Annotated in this window: 13 protein-coding genes; 6 read left to right on the forward strand and 7 right to left on the reverse strand. The window is 73.3% G+C overall.

All coding sequences use genetic code 11. The features are described from left to right. Nucleotides 1-12: 12 nt before the first annotated feature. The 5 genes from K4B79_RS31285 to K4B79_RS31305 form a co-directional block, all read right to left on the reverse strand. Nucleotides 13-618, reverse strand: coding sequence for a GTP-binding protein (locus K4B79_RS31285; RefSeq protein ID WP_232030659.1), 606 nt, complete (start codon nt 616-618; stop codon nt 13-15). A 137-nt stretch (nt 619-755) separates the two neighbouring features. Then, nucleotides 756-1,169, reverse strand: a complete 414-nt coding sequence (locus K4B79_RS31290) for a DUF742 domain-containing protein (protein ID WP_232030660.1) — start codon at nt 1,167-1,169, stop codon at nt 756-758. 22 nt (nt 1,170-1,191) lie between these two features. After that, nucleotides 1,192-1,629 (reverse strand): roadblock/LC7 domain-containing protein, encoded by a 438-nt coding sequence (locus K4B79_RS31295; protein WP_232030661.1) that lies wholly within the window; start codon nt 1,627-1,629, stop codon nt 1,192-1,194. Then, nucleotides 1,626-4,193, reverse strand: a complete 2,568-nt coding sequence (locus tag K4B79_RS31300) for a sensor histidine kinase (RefSeq protein ID WP_232030662.1) — start codon at nt 4,191-4,193, stop codon at nt 1,626-1,628. Before K4B79_RS31300 ends, K4B79_RS31295 begins: the two co-directional genes overlap by 4 nt. 77 nt (nt 4,194-4,270) lie before the next feature. Further along, nucleotides 4,271-5,044 carry an MHYT domain-containing protein gene (locus K4B79_RS31305; protein WP_232030663.1) on the reverse strand — a complete coding sequence of 258 codons (774 nt, stop codon included), beginning with the start codon at nt 5,042-5,044 and terminating at the stop codon, nt 4,271-4,273. Nucleotides 5,045-5,196: 152 nt separating this feature from the next. Between K4B79_RS31305 and K4B79_RS31310 the strand changes: the two genes are divergently transcribed. The 3 genes from K4B79_RS31310 (at nt 5,197) to K4B79_RS31320 (ending at nt 7,256) form a co-directional block, all read left to right on the forward strand. Further along, nucleotides 5,197-5,796 (forward strand): class I SAM-dependent methyltransferase, encoded by a 600-nt coding sequence (locus K4B79_RS31310; protein ID WP_232030664.1) that lies wholly within the window; start codon nt 5,197-5,199, stop codon nt 5,794-5,796. Between the two features lie 157 nt (nt 5,797-5,953). Next, nucleotides 5,954-6,250: a hypothetical protein gene (locus K4B79_RS31315; protein ID WP_067427952.1), complete on the forward strand. Its 297-nt coding sequence runs from the start codon at nt 5,954-5,956 to the stop codon at nt 6,248-6,250. A 136-nt stretch (nt 6,251-6,386) separates the two neighbouring features. Then, nucleotides 6,387-7,256 (forward strand): hypothetical protein, encoded by an 870-nt coding sequence (locus K4B79_RS31320; RefSeq protein ID WP_232030665.1) that lies wholly within the window; start codon nt 6,387-6,389, stop codon nt 7,254-7,256. 82 nt (nt 7,257-7,338) lie between these two features. Here the strand turns inward: K4B79_RS31320 and K4B79_RS31325 are convergent, their stop codons facing one another. After that, nucleotides 7,339-7,521: a hypothetical protein gene (locus K4B79_RS31325; RefSeq protein WP_232030666.1), complete on the reverse strand. Its 183-nt coding sequence runs from the start codon at nt 7,519-7,521 to the stop codon at nt 7,339-7,341. 116 nt (nt 7,522-7,637) lie between these two features. Next, entirely contained in the window at nt 7,638-8,693 is a 1,056-nt protein-coding gene (locus K4B79_RS31330) for a fatty acid desaturase family protein (RefSeq protein WP_232030667.1), read from the reverse strand. A 249-nt stretch (nt 8,694-8,942) separates the two neighbouring features. Here K4B79_RS31330 and K4B79_RS31335 point away from each other — a divergent pair, with 249 nt between their 5' ends. From K4B79_RS31335 to K4B79_RS31345, 3 genes are all read left to right on the forward strand, one after another. Further along, nucleotides 8,943-11,828: a DEAD/DEAH box helicase gene (locus tag K4B79_RS31335; RefSeq protein ID WP_232030668.1), complete on the forward strand. Its 2,886-nt coding sequence runs from the start codon at nt 8,943-8,945 to the stop codon at nt 11,826-11,828. Next, entirely contained in the window at nt 11,825-13,090 is a 1,266-nt protein-coding gene (locus K4B79_RS31340) for an SWIM zinc finger family protein (protein WP_232030669.1), read from the forward strand. Before K4B79_RS31335 ends, K4B79_RS31340 begins: the two co-directional genes overlap by 4 nt. Nucleotides 13,091-13,226: 136 nt before the next feature. After that, nucleotides 13,227-14,567 carry an esterase-like activity of phytase family protein gene (locus K4B79_RS31345; protein WP_232030670.1) on the forward strand — a complete coding sequence of 447 codons (1,341 nt, stop codon included), beginning with the start codon at nt 13,227-13,229 and terminating at the stop codon, nt 14,565-14,567. Nucleotides 14,568-14,594: the final 27 nt, after the last annotated feature.

Raw genomic sequence — 14,594 nt, forward strand, 5'->3', positions numbered from 1 at the left:
CGAGTCCTGTGGTCAGCCCACCGAGTCGAGCAGCCGGGCGGTGTGCATCCGCCCGGCGTACTCGACCAGCCGGATCAGTACCTCCTTTCCCGAATCGCGGTCACGTGCGTCGCAGAGCACGACGGGTGTGCCCTGGTCGAGATCGAGGGCGCGGGAGACGTCGTGCGCGCCGTACGTCCGGGAGCCGGTGAAGCAGTTGACGGCGACCACGAACGGGATGTGCCGGTGCTCGAAGTAGTCCACCGCCGGGAAGCAGTCCTCCAGGCGACGGGTGTCGGCGAGGACCACGGCGCCGAGAGCTCCCTGTGACAACTCGTCCCACAGGAACCAGAAGCGGTCCTGACCGGGGGTGCCGAAGAGGTACAGGGAGAGTCCGGAGCGGATGGTGATGCGGCCGAAGTCCATGGCGACCGTCGTGGTGACCTTCTGGTCCACGCCGTCGGTGTCGTCCACCGACTGCCCGGCCTCGCTGAGGAGTTCCTCGGTGCGCAGCGGCCGGATCTCGCTGACGGCGCCGACCAGGGTGGTCTTGCCCACGCCGAACCCGCCGGCGACCAGTATCTTCAGCGCGAGGGCGGTCGTGTCGCCGCCCGGGGCGTCGGAGTGCTCGGAGACCATCGTTCACTTCTCTCGTGAGGGCCGGCAGCGGTCGACGTCGGTGTGCGAAGGCAGCATCATGGCAACTGGGGCTCCCCTTCGGGGCATTGGACCGCTTTTTTCCTGGTTCTGATGTTTTCCTGGTTCTGAACGTTCATCTACAGCGCCCGCAGTCCTTCGATCACCTCGCGCAGAATCCGTTCGTCGGGAAGCTGCGCGGGCGGCACGGGTCGGCTGACGGTGACGCAGCCGATCTCCAGGAGGTCGCCGAGGAGCACCCTGACCACGCCCACGGGCAGGTCGGCTCCGGCGGCGAGTTCCGCGACCGACTGCGTCTCCGTGCGGCACAGGTCGATCAGGCACCGGTGTTCCGGCCCGAGGCCGGTGTCGTCGTCGACGCCGGGCGCGCCGGCGTCCAGCGTGACGAGGGCGATCAGGTCGAAGCGCACCCCGGTGGGGCCCGGTTTGGTGCGTCCGCCGGTCATGGCGTACGGACGCACCAGGGGGCCGGCTTCGCCGTCGTACCACTGGCTGCCCGGCTCGCGCGGGGCGCCTGTCATGTCATCGGTCATGAGCGTGGATCGCCTTCGTGCCTCATCCGGCGGCGGGCGGCCGCGCGCCGACGCGCGTCGGGGTGTACAAGTGCTCGCCGACGCGCTTGACCAGTCGTGCCATCTCGTAGGCGACCAGGCCGATGTCGGCGGTCACCGAGGTGAGAACGGCCAGGCAGGAGCCGTCGCCCGCGGCGGCCACGAACAGGAAGCCGTCGTCCATCTCCACCAGCGTCTGCCGTACGCCTCCGGCCCCGAAGTGGCGGCCGGCGCCCTTGGCCAGACTGTGGAAGCCGGAGGCGACCGCGGCCAGGTGTTCGGCGTCCTCGCGGCGCAGGTCGGTCGACGCGCCGACGGCCAGCCCGTCGTTGGACAGCACCACGGCGTGCCGTACCTCGTGCACCCGCAGCACCATGTCGTCCAGCAGCCAGTCGAGTTCGCCGGACCGCCCGGCGGCCCTCATGCTCGGGTCCTGGATCATCCGCGGTCTCCTTCGATGCTGTCTCTGCCCGCTGGGGCATCCGGTGTGGCGCCGCGTCCTGGTTGCCGCCCGCCGCCGCGGGCCCAGCCGTCCCGGTACGCCGCCATGCGGTCCCGTACGACTTCGGGGGTGCGCTCGTCGTCGCCGGCGGCGGGTGCCTGGGCGGGTTCCTCCGACGGCCGCTCGCGCAGCTGGGGAGCGAGGCTGGCCTGCCGTACCCGGCGGGGCAGGTCCTCGGAGTCCATGGAGTCCTCGGCGTCCTCGGGCGGGTCCGCGGGGCCGGAAGGGTCCGGGGAGCTGTCCGGGGGACGGTGCAGACGCAGGGTGGCGACTCCGGGGGGCGGGTGCTCGTCCCTGCCGCCGGCCGCCGCGCCCGGGGCGGGAGCCACCAGGGCAGGGCGCTCGGCCGCCGAGGGGACGGACTCCTGGTGCTGGGCGGCGGACACGCGCGCGTACACGTGTTCCGACTCCCGTTCCGCGTCCGCCGGTTTGCGGAGGGAACGTTCCGCCGCGCCGGCGTGCAGCAGGGCCGTGGGCAGCAGCACGACCGCGGTGGTGCCGCCGTAGGGCGAGGTGCGCAGGTGCACCTTGATGTCGTGCCGGGCCGCGAGCCTGCTGACCACGAAGAGGCCGAGTCGGTCGCTGTCGAACAGGTCGAGCGTCTCGGACTGTTCGATGCGCCGGTTGGCCTCGGCGAGGGTCTCCTTGCCCATGCCCAGGCCGCGGTCCTCGACCTCGACGGCGTAGCCGTTGCCCACGGGTTCGCCGGTGACGCGCACGCGCGTGTGGGGAGGCGAGAACTGGGCGGCGTTCTCGATGATCTCCGCCAGGAGGTGGGTGAGGTCGGCGACGGCCGCGCCGACGACGGACGCGTCGGGCAGTTGCCGTACCTCCACGCGCGCGTAGTCCTCGACTTCGGAGACGGCCGCGCGGACCACGTTCGTCAGGGAGACCGGCATGCGCCAGGCACGGCCGGGCGCGGCCCCGGAGAGGATGATCAGGCTCTCGGCGTGGCGCCGCATCCGGGTGGTGAGGTGGTCGAGCCGGAAGAGGTCGCTGAGCTCGTTCGGGTCGTCGGAGCGGCGTTCCATGCTGTCGAGGAGGCTCAGCTGCCGGTGGACCAGGACCTGGCTGCGGCGGGCGAGGTTGACGAAGACGCCGGAGATGCCGCTGGCGAGTTCGGCGCGTTCGACGGCGGCGCGCAGGGCCGCTCGGTGGACGGTGCCGAGCGCCTCGGCGACCTGCCCGGCCTCGTCCTCCGCCGGTGTCCCCGGCGGGGCCTCCGCGCGGACGTCGATCTCCTCGCCCGCGCGCAGTTTCCGCATGGCCTCGGGGAGTTTGCGCCGGGCGATCTCCAGCGCGCTGTTGCGCAGGCTGACCAGTTCGACGACCAGGCCGCGTCCGATGCGTACGGAGATCACGAGGGAGGCGGCCACGGCGACGAGGCCGAGGAGCACGGCGGCACCGGCCGGGGTGAGCAGCCCCCGGGTGAAGGGGTCGGCCCGGTCGGCGACGCCTCGTCCCGCGTCCTCCGCGATCGTCCGCATGCCGTCCTGCACGCGCGCGTGGGCGCCCGCCCAGGTGGCTTCCGGTACGGCCTGGACCGCCCGGCTGCCCGAGCCGACCGCGAGGATCTTGTCCTCCGCGGTGCGCACGGCGGCATAGGCGCTGCCGTCGGCGAGGCCGGTCCAGGCGGCGCGTTCGGAGCCGCGCAGGTCGGCCACGGCCGACTGGGTCAGGGTGCGGCGGGTGTCCACGGCGCCGGTGAACAGCCGCAGTCGCTCGCCCGACAGGGATCCGGTGAGGCGCGCGCTGCCGAGGACGACGTCCTCCTGGGCCAACGCCTCGCTCGCGCGGGAGAATTCGAGCAGTACGCGCGCGTCGGAGCCGAGTTCGGCGTCCTGGATGCCGGTGAGGGCACCGCCCACCCCGAAGGCGCTCGCGATGGTCACGGTGTAGCGCCCGTACGTCTCGTCCCAGCCCGCCCTGTGGTCGAGTACGGCGGTCCGCAGCGGGCGCAGTTGCTCGGCGCCGGTGACGAACGTCTCGAGCCGCTGGGCCACTCCGGCGGGCAGTTCCTCGCTGTCGGCGACGGTGCTGTCGTCACCGAGCCGCAGCGCGGCCACCGCGCGGTCCGTGCGCCGGGCGAGGGTCTTCAGGTCGCCGCTCCGTGTGGTGGACGGGTCGGTCGCGTAGCGGACGGCGGCCGCCCGCTCGTTCTGGAGCGCGGCCACGGCCTCGGCGACGGGGGTGCGGATCATGGAGTCCACGCGCTGGAGCTGGCGCAGCCGGGAGACGTCCTGGGCGGTGGTGACGGTCGCGTACGCCCACAGGGCGAGCAGGGAGACGACCGGGACCATCAGCAGGCAGACGATCTTGGCCCGTACGGTCCGCGGCCGCAGCCGCCACGGTCCCGCGGGCGTGGGCGTGTCCTGCGCCGCCGCGTCGACCGGCTCGTCCGGGTGTTCCTCGGCCGGTGGTCCGGCGTGGGCGCGGCGGCCGCGCGCGGTGGGCTGGAGCGGCGTCGGGGCGCCTGCTGTGGGGGTCCTACGCGGTGTACGCATGGCCTCCTCGCTCGGGAGTGGGTCGGGGATGTCGTCCGGGCGGTGGTGGTCCGGGCAGTGCCGGGTGCGGGCCGCCGCTAGCGGGCCGTGCTCTCGACCGGACGCTGGGCGGAGGCGGAGGCCCGGCGCTCCCCCGTCGTGGGCGACAGCGCGACGAAGGCGGAGGTCAGGAAGAGGTAGGACCCGAGGCCGACGGCGAGGGGAAAGATGAACTGCATGGCCGTGGCCCCGGACAGGGCCGCGTCCGAGGGCGCCACCCGCACGCTCACCGCGAACATCCCGGTGTAGTGCATGCTGCTCACCGCCGCCCCCATGATCAGGGAGGCGATGGTGACGGCGACGGGTGACTTGATGTTGAGGGCCGCCCACAGGGCGGCGGTGGCCGCGACGACGGCGATCAGGACGGAGAGTCCGACGAGGACGGGGTCGTAGCCGACGTCGCCGTGCAGGCGGACCGCCGCCATGCCGAGGTAGTGCATGCTGGCCACGCCGAGTCCGGTGGTGAGTCCGCCGAGGAAGAGGGCGCGGGTGCGGTCGCGCCCGTAGCCGACGGCGAAGACGCCGGCACAGACGACGATCATGGCGACGAGGAGGCTCACGATCGTGAGCGGTACGTCGTAGCGGATGTCGGTACCGGTGACGCTGAAGCCGAGCATGGCCACGAAGTGCATGGTCCAGATGCCGGTGCCGATCGCGGAGGCCGCCGTGATGAGCCAGTTGCGGCGCGAGCGTCCGGTCGCGCCGAGCGCGCGGACGGTACAGCGCAGCCCGAGCGCGGCCCCTATGCAGGCCATCACGTACGAGAGCGCGGGGGTCAGCCACCCCAGGGCGGCGTGGTCCAGGTGTCCCATGACCCCGGGACGCTAGTCCGGGCAAGGGCGCGCAAAGGGGGCGCATTTCGAAAGGTGTTGGAATATGACGTAGAGAGGTACCGGAACGATCGCGTCACGCTCGAACGTGTGCACCCGGGCGTCATCCGTGCCGGTGAGGGATCATGCGGAACATGAGCGACGACCACACGCGTGTGCAGGAGTTCTTCGCGGCCCGCGCCGCCGACTGGGACAGCCGATTTCCCGACGACGGCCCGGCCTACGCCGCCGCGGTCGCCGAGCTCGGGCTGCGCGAGGGCGACCGGGTGCTCGACGCCGGCTGCGGCACCGGGCGGGCCCTGACGCCGCTGCGCGCGGCCGTGGGGGCCTCCGGGGTGGTGGTCGGGGCCGATCTGACGCCGGCCATGCTGCAAGCCGCCGTACGGGCCGGACGGGACCGCGACGGGCGGCTGGTGCTGGCAGACGTGGCGGCCCTTCCGCTGCGCTCCGCATCGCTCGACGCGGTGTTCGGTGCCGGGCTGATCTCCCACCTGGCCCACCCGGCCGAGAACGTGCGGGAGTTGGCCCGGGTGGTACGTCCCGGCGGCGTCCTGGCCCTGTTCCACCCGATCGGCAGGGCCGCCCTCGCCGCGCGCCAGGGCCGGCGGATCACCCCGGACGACCTGCGCGCCGAGCCGAACCTCCGTCCGCTGCTGGCCGGTTCCGGGTGGCGTCTGACGTCGTACGTCGACGAGGACGACCGCTTCCTGGCGCTGGCCGTCCGCGAGGGCTGACAGGGGGGCCGACGCTCTCCGGCACGCGCGCGTGGCGCGGGCTGTCGGAGGCGCTTCCCGGCCCGCTCCCCCTTCTGCCGTCCGGGCTCCAACTCTACGTTGAGTAGCACGAGATGACGGTCAGCCATGGCAACCACACAGGGGGAAGGTGGTCAGCATGTTCGGCAGGGTCCGCAAGTCCGGTACCAGATTCCTCAACTCCTTGCGTTCCGAGACGAAGACCGGCCGGGAGGCCCGCCCGCACAATCTCTTCGAGGCCGCCGCCGCGTATGTCTCGGCCTGCGCGGAGGACGACCAGGAGCGGATCGACGAGGCCGCCGGCTGGGTGTCGCCGGAGGCCCTGTCGTTCGGGGTGAACGAGCTGGCGTGCCGGGCCGTGATCGCCCTCGCACGGGAGCGCGACGAGTCACCTCGGACGGTGGCGCGGGCGCTGCTCGGGCTTCCGGCGGCCTGACGGACCGCGGCGAGATGGCCGCTTTCGCCCCGACCGGCCGGAAAACGGCAGCTCCGGGTGGGCTGGGGAGCCGTGACAAGCTCCTTCCGGGCGCACTAGGGTGCGCGCCGTTGGACGAACCGATGGGGAGGCTGGGATGGCCGGGACGGACGAGGACACCGTCGCCGCCGCGGAGGACGCGCTCTATGTGCTGACGGCGGCGCTGCTGACGCCGGCGAAGTTCCCGAGCGTGCTGGGCGACGACTATCCGGAGGCCTGCGCGGCACTGGGGCTCGCGCCTCTGGCCGACGGGTACGGCCTGGTGCTCGGCCAGGACGGTGAGGGTGCCCGCTGGACGGTCGTCGTGGACGACGTCTCCCTGGTCGCCGTCGCCATCGCGTCGTGGGACTGCGGCATGGAGCACGATCTGTCGCCGGACGAGCGCACGGTGGTCGCCGCCCTGCCCGGCTGGCCTCTCGACGTGGCCGTCGCGGCCCCGGGCGTGCCGGCGCCGCACGACCCCGCCCCGGAGATCGCGGAGTGCGATCCGCTGACCCCACCGGACACCTCGACGTGGGGCCCGGCCCAGCGGCGGCTGGGGGCCGACGAGATCGCGCTCCAGTGGGCGGTGTGGCGGGAGCAGATCGACGACTCGGCGTTCGCGACTCCGTCCGGTGGATCCGCCTCGGGGACAGCCGCCGCCGGCGACTCCACCGGGACCATGGGGCGGGAGGGCGAGCAGGAGGCGCCCACGAGCGGTCACAGCGGTATCCGACGGGTTCTGGCGGAGGCCCGCGCCTATGTGGACGCGCCGCCGCCGCTCGGCCGGGTCAGGTCGTCCTTCGCGCCGGGGGACGCACGGACCCTGCGTGCCGACGGTCCCGGTTGGTCACTCGTGGCCAGGACCGACGACATCGCGTTCGTCCTGCTCGACGACGAGCCCGGCGAGGTCCTGCCGGTGGGCCGGGGGCCGGAGCTTCCGGGCCTGCTGGAGGCACTCGACAAGATGGCCGTACGTCCGCTGTGACGCCCTGAGGAGCGGCGCCGCACGCCCCCGCCCGGGAGGGTGTTGCACCTCGCGGGCCGGGGCGTTCCGCCACGGTGGTGCGTCAGCGGCCGAGCTCCTTGCGTGTGACACGGCGCAGCCTGCGCCGCTGCGAGGGGTCGAGCGTGAGGTACGCGGCGGCCGGGACTCCCACGACTATCAGGAGCGCCGCCCACCACGGCAGCCAGATCCACAGGAGCAGTCCGGCAGCCACACCTCCTGCGGCGATCTTCGCGTTCTTCGACATGTGCGTCGCCTCCTTCGCGGCCACTGCCGCTCTCTGTCCAGAAAAACGGGTCCGCGCCTCCCACGGTTCCGGATCGCGACCCTGAGACACCCCTGAGACATCCCCGAGGTCCGCCCCTATCCGGCACGCAGGGGCTCCCCCACCTCGTGCATGTGGCCCAGGGCCTGTCGGTAGGAGTCGACGAGCCCGGTCTCCGCGTAGGGGATACCCAGTTCTCGGCAGTGGGAGCGCACCAGCGGACGGGCGAGCCGCAGATGGGGTCGGGGCATGCTGGGGAACAGGTGGTGCTCGATCTGGTAATTGAGGCCGCCGAGGAACCAGTCGGTCACGGCGCCGCCGCGGATGTTGCGCGAGGTGAGGACCTGGCGGCGCAGGTGGCCCCAGGGGACGCCGTCCGGATCGGGCATCTCCATGCCCTTGTGGTTGGGCGCGAAGGACAGCCCCAGATGCAGGCCGAAGAGGGCCTGGTGGAGGGCGGCGAAGGCCAGGGCCTTGCCGGGAGACATGGCTGTGAGCAGGAGCACCGCGTAGCCGGCGACGTGGCCGATCAGCAGCAGGGCCTCGACGGAGCGCTCCCCTGGCGACTGCCGACGCAGGTCCCGGAAACCGTGGATCTTCAGGGCGATGCCTTCGAGGAGGGTGAGCGGGAAGAACAGCCATGCCTGGTGACGGGTGAGCCAGCGCCGGAAGCCCGTCCGCGCCTTGGCCTGCTCTCCGGTGAACACGAGCACGTCGGCGGCGACGTCGGGGTCCTTGTCGATGTGGTTGGGGTTGGCGTGGTGGCGGTTGTGCTTGTGGTTCCACCAGGAGTAGCTCATTCCCAGCAGCAGGTTGCCGTGGACGAGGCCGATGAGACGGCCGACCGCCTTGTTGCCGGTGATCTGCGCGTGGCCGGCGTCGTGGCCTATGAAGGCCGTGCGTGCGCCGAACACCGCCAGCACGGGCGCGAGCAGTAACGTCCACCAGGAGTTGCCGATGAGGACGATTCCCGTGGCGACGGCGGCCAGAGCGAGCGTGTTGAGGGCGATGACGCGCGCGTACCAGCCGTGGCGGCGCTCCAGGAGGCCCTGACTCCTGACCGCGCGCAGCAGAGGGCTGAACTCGCTGCCGCCGGCCGGTGAGCCGGATGCTCCGCCTGGGCGGACGGCGAGGGCTGGGGTGGTCTGGGACATGTCCGGGCTCCGGCTCTCTCAGGAAAATGCGCTGACCTGAGGAAACGTACGGACCGGTGACCTGCCGCGACCATGAGGGCACCCCCCGTGTGCGGGCTGGGGCCAGCACCGTGCGACAGGGGGGTTGACGACACCCCACCCGCGCCATGACGCGGATCACATCCCAGCCATGCCGAACGTGCCGCCGGACTGCTGTACCCTCGGCGACTCCGTCCCACAGTAGTCAAACTTGAGGAGTAGGGCATCCCTGTGCAGAGGATTCCCCCGGCAACGCCGGACGAGCTCTCCGAACTCGCCGCATGCTGTGCCGTGTTCGTGCCCGGCGATCCGGCCCGGACCGGCACCGTCGCCTTCTGGCGGCCCGACGGCGACCCGCCGCCCGCTGTCGCGGCCGGGACGGGTGCGGAGCTGACCGTCGTCGTGCCCGGCGACGACGGAGCCGACCGGGTGAGCGTGCCCGCCGTCCTGGTACCCGCGCGCGCCGCCCTGCCGATCCTCACGCGCACGCGTGCCCTCGATCACGCGGACCGCAGCACGGCCTTCTGGGGTGCCGCGGCCGTGCTGGCGCTGCACTTCGTCGCCCGCGGGCTGCTGCTGCCCGGCCTGTCCGCGCAGGACCACGACGCCTGGCGGGTGGGTCCCCTCGGGCCGGAGGACGTCGAGGCCCTGCGGCGACTGGCCGCGGCGATGCCTCCCGAGGCGCACGCCGTGCCCCTGGACGGCGCCGGGCCGCCGCGGCTGCGCGAGCCGGAGGAGCTGCTGCGCGCCTTCCTGGACGCGGTGGCCGACGCCCTGCCCCGGTCCCCCGCCGCCCCGTTGGCGACGGGCGGCCCCGCCTACGCGGCCCCGGAACCACGTCGGCTGCCCGAGCAGCGCGCCTGGGCGGCCGACGTCGCCGCCGGTCACGACGTGGGCGTACGGCTCTCGCTGCGGGTCGAGGTGACGGGCCTGCCCGACGAGGCGGAGGAGGCGGCGGAAGAGGCACCCGACGCCCCGGCGCTCGCGTTCCGGGCGGTGCTCCAGGTGCACAGCGTGAGCGATCCGACGCTCGTCGCGGACGCCGCCGAGGTGTGGCGGGGCTCCGTGGCCGCGAGCGGGGGCTTCGGCCCACGCGCGCGGATGGACGCCCTGCTCGCGCTGCGCCGCGCCGCCCGCGCCTGGCCACCGCTCGCGCCGCTGCTGTCGGCGGCCGTGCCCGATGCCGTCGACCTGGCCGACGAGGAGGTCACCGACCTGCTCGGAGAAGGCGGCCGGGCCCTGTCGGGGGCCGCGGTGGCGGTGCACTGGCCCAAGGAGCTGGCCCGCGAACTGACCACCCGCGCGGTGGTCGGTCCCCCCGACGAGAAGGCGAGGCCCGACAGCGTCTCCTCGGACACGCCGTCGTTCCTGTCCGTCGACGCGCTCATCGCCTTCGACTGGCGGTTCGCCCTGGGCGACCGGCACCTCACCCGCGGGGAACTGGACCGTCTCGCCGAGGCCGACCGTCCCGTCGTACGGCTGCGCGACCAGTGGGTCCTGGTCGATCCCCACGAGGTGCGCCGGGCCCGCGCCCGGCAGGACCGCAAGGTGACCCCCATCGACGCGCTGAGCGCCGCGCTGACGGGCTCGACGGAGGTCGACGGCGGCCGGGTCGAGGTGGAGCCCACGGGCTGGCTGGCGGCCCTGCGGGAGCGTCTTGAGGACCCCGAGGCGCAGGAGCCGGTCGGTCAGCCGGCCGCTCTCGACGCCACGCTGCGGGACTACCAGCGGCGCGGACTGAGCTGGCTGGTCCGGACGACGTCCCTGGGTCTGGGCTGCTGTCTGGCCGACGACATGGGCCTGGGCAAGACGATCACCCTGATCGCGCTGCATCTGCACCGGCAGACCGAGGCCGCGTCCGCCGGTCCCACCCTCGTGGTGTGTCCCACGTCCCTGATGGGCAACTGGCAGCGCGAGATCGAGAAATTCGCGCCCGGCACGCCGGTGCGCCGCTTCCACGGGGCGCGGCGCGGCCTGGACGCCCTGGCCGACGGGGAGTTCGTGCTCACCACGTACGGCACGATGCGCCTGGACGCGGCCCGGCTCGCCGGGGTGCCGTGGGGCATGGTCGTGGCGGACGAGGCCCAGCACGTGAAGAACCCGTACTCGGCGACCGCCCGAGAGCTGCGTTCCATCGGCGCACGCGCACGCGTGGCGCTCACCGGCACGCCGGTGGAGAACAACCTGTCGGAACTGTGGGCGATCCTCGACTGGACGACCCCGGGACTGCTGGGACGGCTCGGCACCTTCCGCACGCGGTACGCGCAGGCCGTCGAGAGCGGGCAGGACCCGGCCGCCGCCGAACGGCTCGCCCGGCTCGTGCGCCCCTTCCTGCTGCGCCGCCGCAAGTCGGATCCGGGGATCGCCCCGGAGCTGCCGCCGAAGACCGAGACCGACCGCGCCGTCTCGCTCACCCCCGAACAGGCGGGGCTGTACGAGGCGGTGGTGCGCGAGACGCTCGCGGAGATCTCCGGCGCGGACACCATGGCCCGCCGCGGACTGATCGTGAAGCTGCTGACGGGGCTGAAGCAGATCTGCAACCACCCGGCGCAGTTCCTCAAGGAGGACCGGCCGACCATCACCGGGCGCTCGGGGAAGCTGGAGCTCCTGGACGAACTCCTCGACACCATCCTCGCCGAGGGCGCGGGCGTCCTGGTCTTCACGCAGTACGTGGCGATGGCCCGCCTGATCGAGCGGCACCTGTCGGCCCGTGGCGTGGCCTCGCAGTTCCTGCACGGCGGGACGCCGGTGCCGCGGCGGGAGGCGATGGTGCGACGGTTCCAGGACGGTGAGGTGCCGGTCTTCCTGCTGTCGTTGAAGGCCGCGGGCACGGGGCTGAACCTCACCCGGGCCGAACATGTCGTGCACTACGACCGCTGGTGGAACCCGGCCGTCGAGGCACAGGCCACGGACCGCGCGTACCGCATCGGCCAGACCCGGCCCGTGCAGGTGCACCGGCTGATCGCCGAGGGGACCATCGAGGACCGCATCGCCGCCATGCTCGACCGCAAGAGGGAGCTGGCGGACGCCGTCCTGGGCGCGGGCGAGGCGGCGTTCACGGAACTGACGGACGCGGAGCTGGCCGATCTGGTCGCGCTGCGAGGGGGAGAGCGATGAACGAGTACACGGATACAGAAGCAGAACGGACGTTCGCCGCGTTGCCGCCCGCGCAGGGGCGGGCCTTCGCGCAGACGTGGTGGGGCCGGGCCTGGCTGAAGGCGCTGGAGGACACGGCGCTGGACTCGGTGCAGGTTAAGGCGGGCCGCAGGCTCGCGCGCGCGGGAGCGGTCGGCGCGGTGTCGGTGCGGCCGGGGCGGATCACCGCCGTGGTCCAGGACCATGACGGCGCGGCGCACCGGGCCGATGTGCTGCTCGCGGAGCTGTCCGACGAGCAGTGGGACCGCTTCCTCGGCATGGCGGTGGAGCGGTCCGGGCATGTCGCGGCGCTGCTGGACCGCGACATGCCGCCGCACCTGGTCGAGGACGCGGCGGCGGCCGGCATCGACCTGCTGCCGGGCATGGGCGAACTGGAGCCGGAGTGCGACTGCGGCACCTGGGACCACTGCGGGCACACGGTCGCCCTGTGCCATCAGGTGGCGCGGCTGCTGGACCAGGATCCCTTCGTCCTGCTGCTGATGCGGGGACGCGCCGAGCGTCCCCTGCTGGACGCCCTCCAGGAGCGCAGCGCCACGCCCGACCCGTCGACGGCCGGGCCGGCGGGCGTGGACGCGGCCGAGGCCTACGCGGCCGGCGGCATCCTGCCTCCGCTGCCCGCCCTCGCCGGGCTGCCCGAAAGGCCGGGCGTACCGCCGTCCCTGGACACCGAGGCCTCGCCCGCACCCGGTGTCGACCCGGCCGCGCTGGAGTTCCTGGCCGCGCGGACCGCCGTGGAGGCTCGCCGGCTGCTCGCCGACGCGCTGCGGGCCGAAACGGCGCCGGAAACGGGGTTGACGGTGGCCCAGGATGCCGTCCGCCTGGCAGCCGGCGACCCCGAGGAGGCCGTGACCGTCCGGCTCGCCGACGGCTCCGGACGCGGCCGGGACCAACTCGCCCTGGCCGTGCGTGCGTGGCGGCTCGGCGGAGTAGCTGCGCTGGCGGTGTGCGAGGAGGAGTGGGGCGTCGAGGGCGAAACGCTCGCACGCGCGCGTGCCGCTCTGGACGCGGCCTGGGAGGAGGACGAACGGCCCGTCCTGCGGGCGACCGGCAACCGGTGGACGGTGGTCGGCGCGCCCGGCCAGCTCCGCCTGGGCCGCGACGGCCGCTGGTGGCCGTACCGGAAGGAACAGGGGCACTGGGTCCCGGCGGGCGGGGCGGCCCAGGATCCCGCGACCGCGCTCGCCTGTGTGGAGACCGCCGCCGGGCACGACGAGGGCGTCTGAACCGACGAGTTCCGCTGAACCGGCGAGTTGTGCTCGCCGAGCGGTCGACGCCCCGCGTTCACCCGGCGGTCGTACGGCGTTTCGCGCGGGGCCCAAATCTGGCCGCTGTCACCGAACTTGCCCCTCAGGAGGCCCGATGTCCCCGTATGCCACCGGTCGACGCCCCGCCGGACGCGTCGCCGCGGCGGGCGTGCCCCTCGCCCTGATCGCCGCCTTGATCGCGGCGGGCCCCGCCGAGGCCGCGCCCGCCGGGAAGGCGCACGTCGTGCGGACGGCGACGCTCGGCGACATCCCTCTGGGCGCGTTCAGCAACGCGCTGCTGCCCGGCACGGTGGGCGACGACCGGGGCGTGGACCTCGGCGGCATCGGCAGCGATATCTACCCGGCGGGCCGCAAGGGCGAGTTCTGGACGGTGACCGACCGCGGCCCAAACGGCCAGATCAAGGTGGACGGCACCAAGCGCCGCACGTTCCCGGTGCCGGGCTTCGACCCGGCGATCGTGAGGATCCGAGTGTCCGGCGACACGGTGAGGGTGCTGGACGCGATTCCGGTCACCACGGCCTCCGGCACGGCGGTCACCGGCCTGTCGAACCAGGCGGGGCGTGACGAGGCGCCTTACGACTACAACGCGACGGCCTCGGTGGCGTACAACCCGAACGGGCTGGACACCGAGGGCATCGTGCGCGCCGGGGACGGGAGTTTCTGGCTCGTCGACGAGTACGGCCCCAGCCTGGTCCACGTCTCCGCGCGCGGGAGGGTCCTCACGCGGTACGTGCCCGAGGGACTCGATCTCACCGGTACCGACTACCCGGTGGTGGAGGCCCTGCCGTCCGTCTACCTGCATCGGAAGATCAACCGCGGTTTCGAGGGGCTCGCCCAGCTGCCGGGCGGCGATCTGGTGATCGCTCTGCAGAGCCCGCTGTCGGTGCCGGACACGGGCTCCGGCGAGGCCTCCCGGACCACGCGGCTGCTGCGTTTCTCGCCGAAGAAGAAGGCGGTCACCGCGGAGTACGCGTACCGCTTCGACCCGGTGGACGTGGTGGATCCGGGCGAGGACGACACCTCCGAGCTCAAGATCTCCTCCGTGGTCGCCGTGGGCGGTGACCGGCTGCTGGTCGAGGAGCGCACCGACAAGGCGGCACGGCTTCAGCTCGTGCGGCTGGAGAGGACCGCGGACATCCTCGGCAGCCGCTGGGACGACGACACGACGTCGCCGTCGCTGGAGCAGCTCGAGGACCCGGCGGCCTCGGGCGTCCCGATGCTCGGCAAGCGGCTCGTCGTCGACCTGGGGACGGTCGCCGGGGTGCCCGGGAAGATCGAGGGTGTCGCGCGCGTGGACCATGACACGCTCGCTGTGATCAACGACAACGACTTCGGGATGACGGACGGCGCGGGCGCGTTCGACGCCCGGGGCCGGCTGGTCGACAGCGGGGTGGAGACGACGGTGACGTACGTGCGGCTGCCGCACGGCATCTGACCCCGGCGCGCGGCCGGCGGGCGTGCG

The organism is Streptomyces lincolnensis (genome assembly GCF_021173675.1).
Taxonomy (GTDB): domain Bacteria; phylum Actinomycetota; class Actinomycetes; order Streptomycetales; family Streptomycetaceae; genus Streptomyces; species Streptomyces lincolnensis_B.

Coding starts and splice junctions, on each gene's coding strand:
- K4B79_RS31310 (WP_232030664.1), top strand. CDS start 5,197: ATGAGCGACGACCACACGCGTGTGCAGGAGTTCTTCGCGGCCCGCGCC.
- K4B79_RS31320 (WP_232030665.1), top strand. CDS start 6,387: ATGGCCGGGACGGACGAGGACACCGTCGCCGCCGCGGAGGACGCGCTC.
- K4B79_RS31300 (WP_232030662.1), bottom strand. CDS start 4,193: ATGCGTACACCGCGTAGGACCCCCACAGCAGGCGCCCCGACGCCGCTC.
- K4B79_RS31305 (WP_232030663.1), bottom strand. CDS start 5,044: ATGGGACACCTGGACCACGCCGCCCTGGGGTGGCTGACCCCCGCGCTC.
- K4B79_RS31330 (WP_232030667.1), bottom strand. CDS start 8,693: ATGTCCCAGACCACCCCAGCCCTCGCCGTCCGCCCAGGCGGAGCATCC.
- K4B79_RS31285 (WP_232030659.1), bottom strand. CDS start 618: ATGGTCTCCGAGCACTCCGACGCCCCGGGCGGCGACACGACCGCCCTC.
- K4B79_RS31325 (WP_232030666.1), bottom strand. CDS start 7,521: ATGTCGAAGAACGCGAAGATCGCCGCAGGAGGTGTGGCTGCCGGACTG.
- K4B79_RS31295 (WP_232030661.1), bottom strand. CDS start 1,629: ATGATCCAGGACCCGAGCATGAGGGCCGCCGGGCGGTCCGGCGAACTC.
- K4B79_RS31340 (WP_232030669.1), top strand. CDS start 11,825: ATGAACGAGTACACGGATACAGAAGCAGAACGGACGTTCGCCGCGTTG.
- K4B79_RS31290 (WP_232030660.1), bottom strand. CDS start 1,169: ATGACCGATGACATGACAGGCGCCCCGCGCGAGCCGGGCAGCCAGTGG.
- K4B79_RS31345 (WP_232030670.1), top strand. CDS start 13,227: ATGTCCCCGTATGCCACCGGTCGACGCCCCGCCGGACGCGTCGCCGCG.
- K4B79_RS31315 (WP_067427952.1), top strand. CDS start 5,954: ATGTTCGGCAGGGTCCGCAAGTCCGGTACCAGATTCCTCAACTCCTTG.